General features: G+C 66.0%; 6 protein-coding genes. 4 read left to right on the top strand and 2 right to left on the bottom strand.

The features are described from left to right. Positions 1-853, top strand: an 853-nt coding sequence (gene gnd / locus AC2VOU_RS14665; RefSeq protein ID WP_486958034.1) for a phosphogluconate dehydrogenase (NAD(+)-dependent, decarboxylating), incomplete at its 5' end; no start/stop codon positions are given. Between the two features lie 16 nt (positions 854-869). Here gnd and AC2VOU_RS14660 read toward each other — a convergent pair. Continuing rightward, positions 870-1,733 carry an alpha/beta fold hydrolase gene (locus tag AC2VOU_RS14660; RefSeq protein ID WP_486958033.1) on the bottom strand — a complete coding sequence of 288 codons (864 nt, stop codon included), beginning with the start codon at positions 1,731-1,733 and terminating at the stop codon, positions 870-872. 268 nt (positions 1,734-2,001) lie between these two features. Between AC2VOU_RS14660 and AC2VOU_RS14655 the strand changes: the two genes are divergently transcribed. Continuing rightward, entirely contained in the window at positions 2,002-2,901 is a 900-nt protein-coding gene (locus AC2VOU_RS14655) for an alpha/beta fold hydrolase (protein ID WP_486958032.1), read from the top strand. A gap of 167 nt (positions 2,902-3,068) precedes the next feature. Continuing rightward, positions 3,069-4,316, top strand: coding sequence for an alpha/beta hydrolase fold domain-containing protein (locus tag AC2VOU_RS14650; protein WP_486958031.1), 1,248 nt, complete (start codon positions 3,069-3,071; stop codon positions 4,314-4,316). A 110-nt stretch (positions 4,317-4,426) separates the two neighbouring features. Here the strand turns inward: AC2VOU_RS14650 and AC2VOU_RS14645 are convergent, their stop codons facing one another. Continuing rightward, positions 4,427-6,007: a PucR family transcriptional regulator gene (locus AC2VOU_RS14645; RefSeq protein WP_486958030.1), complete on the bottom strand. Its 1,581-nt coding sequence runs from the start codon at positions 6,005-6,007 to the stop codon at positions 4,427-4,429. Positions 6,008-6,089: 82 nt separating this feature from the next. Between AC2VOU_RS14645 and pruA the strand changes: the two genes are divergently transcribed. Next, positions 6,090-7,727 carry an L-glutamate gamma-semialdehyde dehydrogenase gene (pruA, locus tag AC2VOU_RS14640; protein ID WP_486958029.1) on the top strand — a complete coding sequence of 546 codons (1,638 nt, stop codon included), beginning with the start codon at positions 6,090-6,092 and terminating at the stop codon, positions 7,725-7,727. Positions 7,728-7,732: the final 5 nt, after the last annotated feature.

The following is a 7,732-nucleotide window of genomic DNA, read 5'->3' as shown; positions in this document are numbered from 1 at the left end:
GCTCGATGCGCCAAGGGTTGTCTGGGTGATGGTGCCCGCCGGAACGATCACCACCGGGGTGATCGACGAGTTAGCGACGACGCTGGAGGAAGGCGACATCGTCATCGATGGCGGCAACTCCTACTACCGTGACGATCTCAAGCATGCAAAGACGCTGTCCGAGAAGGGTATTCACCTTATCGACTGCGGCACCAGCGGGGGCGTGTGGGGCCGCGAGCGCGGTTACTGTCTGATGATCGGCGGCGACGACTACGCCTTCGAGCGCGCCGAGCCGCTGTTCGCCACCATCGCACCGGGCGTCGACGCCGCGCCGCGCACCCCTGGCCGCGACGGCCAGATCGCAGAACCCGAGCAGGGCTATCTGCATTGCGGCCCGACCGGCGCCGGGCACTTCGTGAAGATGGTGCACAACGGTATCGAGTACGGAATGATGGCCTCGCTCGCCGAGGGCCTGAACATCTTGCGCAATGCCGACATCGGGACTCGGGTTCAGCAGGGTGACGCCGAGACTGCGCCACTGTCAAATCCCGAGTGCTACAAGTACAACTTCGACATCGCCGACGTCGCCGAGGTGTGGCGCCGCGGCAGCGTCATCGGCTCGTGGCTGCTGGACCTCACCGCGATCGCGCTGAACGAATCGCCCGACCTCAAGGAGTTCTCAGGACGGGTGTCCGACTCCGGCGAGGGCCGCTGGACCGCGATCGCGGCAATCGACGAAGGGGTTCCGGCGCCGGTGCTCACGACCGCGTTGCAGTCCCGCTTCGCCTCGCGCAGCCTCGACGACTTCGCCAGCAAGGCGCTCTCAGCGATGCGCAAGCAATTCGGTGGTCACGCGGAGAAGCCGGCCAACTAGCGGGTCGCCGCGAGCCCTAACGCGTCGCGAAGGTCACCACGACGTCGCTGAATGCGTCGTTGTCGTCGCCGGCGGCGGTATGGCCGGCGCCCGACAGTTCGACGAACTCGGCGCCTGGCACGGTGTCGAGGAAGTGCGTCACTCCTTCGGGGCTGACCACGTCGGAGAGTTTGCCGCGGATCAGCAACACCGGGATTTTCAGGTCGGCGGCGGCCCGCTCGAAGTTCTCGGTACGCAGTTCCGGGTCGTCGCCCGGCTTGGTCATGAAGGCCGGATCCCAATGCCAGTACCAGCGGCCGTCGCGCAGTCGCAGGTTCTTCTTCAGCCCCTCCGGGCTGCGCGGCCTGGTCCGGTGCGGCAGGTAGGCGGCGACCGCGTCCGCGGCCTCGTCGAGGGTCGCGAAGCCGTCCAGGCCGCTGAACATGAAGTCGCGGATGCGGGCGCTGCCGTTCTTCTCGAACCGCGGCACGACGTCGACGAGGATCAACCGGTTGACCCGTTCTGGTCCGGCCCGGTCGGCGACGAGGATGCCGGTCAGACCGCCCATGCTGGCCCCGATCAAGATCACCGGACGACCGATGGCGTCGAGGACCTGCATGACATCGGCGCAAAGCGTCTCGACGTGGTAGTCGGCGTCGGGCGATCGGTCGCTGTCGCCGTGGCCGCGGCTGTCGAGCGCGACGACGTGGAAGCCCTGGTCGGCCAGCACTTGGCCGGTCTTTTTCCAAGAGTGCCGATTCTGTCCGCCGCCGTGCAGCATCAGGACGCTCGGTCGGCCGGTTGACACCTCGGTCCTGCGCCCCCACTCGTCCGCGACCAGGGTCAGCCCCTTGATGACGGAGAACTCGACGGTCCTGGGGGTGTTGCGTGCGGCAGTCACGGGTGGGTCCTCTCGGTCGATCGCACTCTGACGTTACTCAGATGGGTTTCGGTGTTCACCGGGGTCTACCTCAATGGGTCCTGCGCATCCACCCGAGCCATGCATGAGATGCACGAGTACTTGCCTGACCAACTACGTTGGGAAACATGCCCATCGATGCCGCGCACGTGTTGCCGGCCCAGCGATCCTCCGGGATGACGGGGATTGGGCCGGTCGCGCGTCTGGTCTCGTCGAGCGCCCGAGATTGCCCACGCAAAGGACCCAGGTGATGACCGAACACCGCTGGATCGACGTCAAAGCCCCAGCCGTGGAGTTGAAGGCACTCGCGTGGGGGCCGACCGATGGGCCAATTGCGTTGTGCTTACATGGTTTTCCCGATACCGCGTACGGCTGGCGCAAGGTCGCGCCCCGGCTGGCCGAATCCGGCTGGCAGGTGGTGGCGCCGTTCATGCGCGGCTACGCGCCGTCGTCGATCCCGATCGACGGCAGCTATCACATCGGTGCCCTGATGGACGACGCGCTGCAGGTCCGCGCCGCCGTCGGCGGCACCGAAGGCGATGTGGTGATCGGGCACGATTGGGGTGCGATGGCCGCCAACGGCCTGGCCGCGATTCCGGACAGCCCGTTCGCCAAGGCGGTGATCATGTCGGTTCCGCCGGCGGCAGCGTTCCGGGGCCGAGTCCCCGACACCGTCCGGCTGCTGGCTCAGATCCCGCCACAGCTGCTTCGCAGCTGGTACATCATGTACTTTCAATTGCCCTGGCTGCCAGAGCGTTCCGCCTCCTGGGTGCTGCCACGACTGTGGAAATCCTGGTCGCCCGGCTACGACGCCAAAGCCGACCTGCGCCATGTCGACGCCGCGATCGGCACGCCCGAGAGCTGGCGCGCCGCGCTGGGGCCTTACCGCGCGACGATCCGCAACTCCCGTCCGCCGATGCAGTACCGGGACTTGCACCGGCACTGGACAGCGCGGCCCATGCTGCCGAGCCTGTACCTCCACGGACGCGACGACGGTTGCATGACATCGGCTTTCACGCGCTGGATTCCTAACGCGCTGCCCGACGACAGCGACGTGACCGTTGTCGACAACGCCGGGCATTTCCTCCAACTCGACCAGTCGGACAGGGTCGCCGATCTGCTACTCGGCTTCATCGGCTCGGCTCGCTAGCAACTGCAGGAGTCGCGGTCCGCCGTGATTGGTGACGCCCTCGGCCGTGGCCGCCGTCGAGCCCTTCCCACTAGCCGCACGCATGTTCCCTAGGGTCAGCAGACATATGTCCTTGAGGTAGCCAAAGTGACGCAAGTGGTTTCAGTGACTAACTTTGCTGTGGTTAAGTGAAGGCCGTGAAAAAGTTGTCAGCTGTCGTGGCTTCTCTGGCCAGCGTCGCGATCACGGCAAACGGCTATCGGCCGCTGAGTAAACGCGGATATCTCTCGATGTACGCATTCGCGGTGGGGGTGTTCGCCTCGGAGTTGCCGCTGCAGGTGATCGCCGCTCAGGTGGCACTGCTGGCCGCGATAACCGGCAGGCTCTCAGCCCCGCTGGCCAGATTCAGTTGGCTGGTATCCGCGCTGTCCTGGCTGGGATTGATGCGCCTGGACCGCATTGGCCACCAGAGCAAGCAACCGCTGACCGCGGCGCTTGATGCCGGCCTGGGTCACGACCGTCGCACCGATTCCACGGATCTATGGAAGCGGCCGGCCGGTCCGGGCACGGCGAAGTCGCCGGGCGTGTTCCGGATGGCGCGCATCTATCGCGACTACGCGCACGACACCGACATCGCCTACGGGGAATACGGCACGCGGAATCACCTCGACATCTGGCGCCGGCCAGACCTCGATCGCAACGGTAAAGCACCTGTGCTGCTGCAGGTCCCGGGCGGCGCCTGGATGGTGGGAAGCAAACGGCAGCAGGCCTATCCGCTGATGAGCCACCTCGCTGAGTTGGGCTGGGTATGTGTCGCGATCAACTACCGGCTCAGCCCGCGCTCGACGTGGCCCGACCAGATCGTCGACGTCAAGCGCGCGCTGTCGTGGACGAAGGAACACATCGCCGAGTACGGCGGCGACCCGGGCTGGGTGGCGATCACCGGCGGTTCAGCCGGCGGCCACCTGAGCGCCCTTGCCGCGCTTACGTCGAACGATCCGCGGTTTCAACCCGGCTTCGAGGACGCCGATACCACTGTGCGGGCGGCGGTACCGTTCTACGGCCTCTACGACTTCAACCACCAGGCGGCCGTTCATCCGCTGATGGCCCCGATGCTCGGCAAGTACGTGTTCAAGCGGGGGCGGCGCGATATCACCGAGGCATTCAAGGCAGCCTCGCCGATCACCTACGTATCTCCCACCGCGCCGCCGTTTTTCGTGCTACACGGAACCAACGACTCACTGATCCCGGTAGAGCAGGGCCGTGCGTTCAGCGCGCGGCTCCGTGAACTCAGTCGTCAGCCTGTGGTTTACGCCGAACTGCCTCTCGCGCAGCACGCCTTTGACATCTTCGGGTCGGCGCGGGCCGCCAACGCCGCGGTCGCCGTCGAGCAATTCCTCGCTGAGATCTACGCCAAGACCAACGCTTCGGTCTAGTCTGGCGCGCGCCCCGACGGGTGATCTGTCACCAACACGGCCGACTCGCGAAAACTTGTTGTCTCTGCCCTTATTGCCGTTACGGTGAGGAAAAAGTATTCAGCGACCCGCTAGCTCTGGTCGACAGCCCGCAGTCCCAGCGAAAGTAACAGCCGGACATCAGGATCGGCCAACGATGTGGTGAGTAGCGACTCTATTCGGCGGATGCGGTAGCGCACGGTGTTGGGATGTAGGTGAAGCTTTCTCGCTACGGCGGCAACGTCGCCGAACTCGTCCAGATACACCCGTAGCGTCTGAACCAAGGCCGGGTTGTAAGCGTGCAACTCGCGGATGCGCGGGTCCACCAGGCGAGCGTCGTTGCCGATCATCGTGACGATCTCGTCCAGCAGCACGGCGGTCCGGGCTTCGGTCAACGATGTCACCGCCGGAAACGAATCTGGATGCCGGGCAACACTATCCAGTACACGATCGACCTCTGAACGCAGGGCCGGCAAGCCGGCCAGCCCGGCCAAAGGTGCGGCGACCACCGCCCGCAGCTGCAGACCCATTTCGGTGTGCAACGCGCTGATCGTGCCGCGAACCCACGACTGCAACGACGACCGCTTGGCGGTCTGGGGAAACAGCACATACACCCGTGAGCCGCGCGATCCGACCTGCGCATCGGCGCGAAAAGCGTTGGCGCTCAGTGCGAGGACTTCGGCCAGCCGGCCATGGCCCGAGTTGTGGCTGTCTGGATGGTCAAACGCGACCAATGCGGCCTGGCCATCGGTCACCGCCCCGAGTTCGTGGGCTATCGCATCCACATCGACGGGCCCGCTGTCGATGAGGCCGAGGAGTTGTTGCGCCCGCATGGTATGGGCGGACGGCCTGGCGGCCAGCCGCGCCATGATGCGGGCCGCGAGCACGGCGGCACCGCGTAGCATCTCCTCGGCATCGTCGGCCAGCGGTCGCGACCCCTGCTGGACCCAGATGCAGCCGGCGAACGCCGGTCTCTGCCGCGCGTCGAAGCCGGCCTGATGAATGCCGACGGCCAGTCGCGGTCGCAGCCCCAATTCCGGTCGCTCGGCCACCCGCACCACGTCACCGCCGGCGCGCAGCGCGTCGAAAATGCCCCACTGGCCGATCCAGCTGAGATGTTCAGGCGGGCCGGCACGGCCCAGGATCGACAACCGTCTTAGTTCGTCGGCCTCATCGTTGGATGCCGAATAGGCCAGCACGTGGGATTGCTCGTCTTCGATGCTCACCATGCCGTGGATGCGGTCGGCCAGTGATTGCGCCAACCCGAACAGGTCGGCACCGGAATCGTTGCCGGCATCGCCGTGGTGTTCCAGGACGTGGTCGACCAGTCGATACAGCCGCTCCCAACGGGCCCGGGGATCGACGGCCACCACCGCCGTTCCGGTCACGACGGCCCGGGCGACCAGCGCGGCGGACGGCTCCTTGGCGAACACGGCGACCGGGGCCGCGCCGGTGGCAGATTTCTCCAGCCAGCGCTGTGCCGCACTGTCGGGGACACCGAGCAGAAAGAAGATGTCGGCGGAATCCGAGTCCCGGCGCATTCCGAGCCGCACATCGTCGGCGTCGATCAGCGCCACCGACGCGACGCCCAGGTCCAGGCCGCGGGGTGCGTCGATCAGCCTGGCCACCGTCGTGTCCAGGGCTAACAGCAGCTGCCCGAGCCCCACACTCATCTTGGTCGATTCTACTAGTTAGTCGATGCGGGATTGTGCGATCGACCAAAGCAACACGGCGCTCACGCTGAGATGCTGAGACATGGACGCGATTACCGATGTGCCGCAGCCTGTCAACGAACCCATCCACGACTACGCGCCGGACTCGCCGGAGCGGTCTCGCCTGCAGGCCGCGCTGGTCGCGGTTGCCGATCACCTGGTCGACTTGCCGCATGTCATCGGTGGCATTCATCGGATGGGTGACGGCGAGCGGATCGACGTTGTCCAGCCACACCGGCACCGCGCCATACTGGGCACGCTGACCAATGCCCAACACCGCGATGCGGCGGCGGCCGTCCAGGCCGCGTCGCTGGCCCGAACAGACTGGGCGGCGACCCCGTTCGACGAGCGGGCGGCGATCTTTCTGCGTGCCGCGGAGCTACTGGCCGGTCCGTGGCGGGAGAAGTTTGCCGCGGCGACCATGCTCGGGCAATCCAAGACCGCGTATCAGGCCGAAATCGACGCGTCGTGCGAGACGGCGGACTTCTGGCGGTTCAACGTCGCTTTCGCCCGGCAGATACTGGCCCAGCAGCCACTGAGCGGCAGCGGCGAATGGAACCGCACCGACTATCGCCCGTTGGATGGATTCGTCTATGCCATAACGCCGTTCAACTTCACCTCGATTGCGGCCAACCTGCCCACCGCGCCGGCCTTGATGGGGAACACCGTGGTGTGGAAGCCATCGGTGACCCAGACGCTGGCGGCATATCTGACCATGCAACTGTTGGAGGCGGCCGGACTCCCGCCGGGTGTGATCAACATGGTCACCGGCGACGGCTACGCGGTATCGGAAGTGGCGCTGGCGGATCCGCGGCTGGCCGGCATCCACTTCACCGGATCGACGGTCACTTTCCAAAACCTCTGGGGGCAGGTGGGCGCGAACATTGCTCGTTACCAGAGCTATCCGCGGCTAGTGGGGGAGACCGGCGGGAAGGACTTCGCGCTTGCGCACCGCTCCGCGCGACCGGATGTGTTGTGCACCGCGCTGATCCGTGGGGCGTTCGACTATCAGGGTCAGAAGTGTTCGGCGGCCTCACGGGCGTTCGTCGCCCACTCGGTCTGGCGGCAGATGGGGGACGACTTCCTGGCGGCGACCGCGGAATTGCCGTTCGGCGACGTCACCGACCTCACCAACTTCGGCGGTGCGCTGATCGACCGGCGGGCGTTCGCCAAGAACGTCGCGGCCATCGAACGCGCGAAAAGCGCGCCCGGGGTGACAATCGCGGTCGGCGGCGAATACGACGACAGCGAAGGCTATTTCGTGCGCCCCACGGTCCTGCTGTCCGATGATCCCACCGACGAAACATTTGCGACCGAGTATTTCGGCCCGCTGCTGTCGGTCTACGTCTATCCCGACAACGAGTTCGACCGCGTGCTCGACGTCATCGACGTTGGCTCACGGTACGCGTTGACCGGGGCGGTGATCGCCGACGATCGCGGCGCGGTGCGGACCGCGCAGAACCGGCTTCGGTTCGCGGCCGGCAACTTCTACGTCAACGACAAGCCCACCGGGGCGGTCGTCGGCCGTCAGCCCTTCGGTGGTTCCCGCGGCTCGGGCACCAACGACAAGGCCGGCTCGGCGCAGAATCTGCTGCGCTGGACCTCCCCTCGCTCGATCAAGGAAACCTTCGTTCCGCCCACCGATCACCGGTACCCGCACATGGCCGGGCCGGTGCAATGATGTCT

The organism is Mycobacterium sp. TH-M25, from assembly GCF_057473665.1.
This window is presented reverse-complemented; position numbering and strand designations above follow the sequence as displayed.

What these genes read in the sequence shown, in the direction of transcription:
- pruA (WP_486958029.1), top strand. Translation starts at nt 6,090, where the DNA reads ATGGACGCGATTACCGATGTGCCGCAGCCTGTCAACGAACCCATCCAC.
- AC2VOU_RS14645 (WP_486958030.1), bottom strand. Translation starts at nt 6,007, where the DNA reads ATGAGTGTGGGGCTCGGGCAGCTGCTGTTAGCCCTGGACACGACGGTG.
- AC2VOU_RS14655 (WP_486958032.1), top strand. Translation starts at nt 2,002, where the DNA reads ATGACCGAACACCGCTGGATCGACGTCAAAGCCCCAGCCGTGGAGTTG.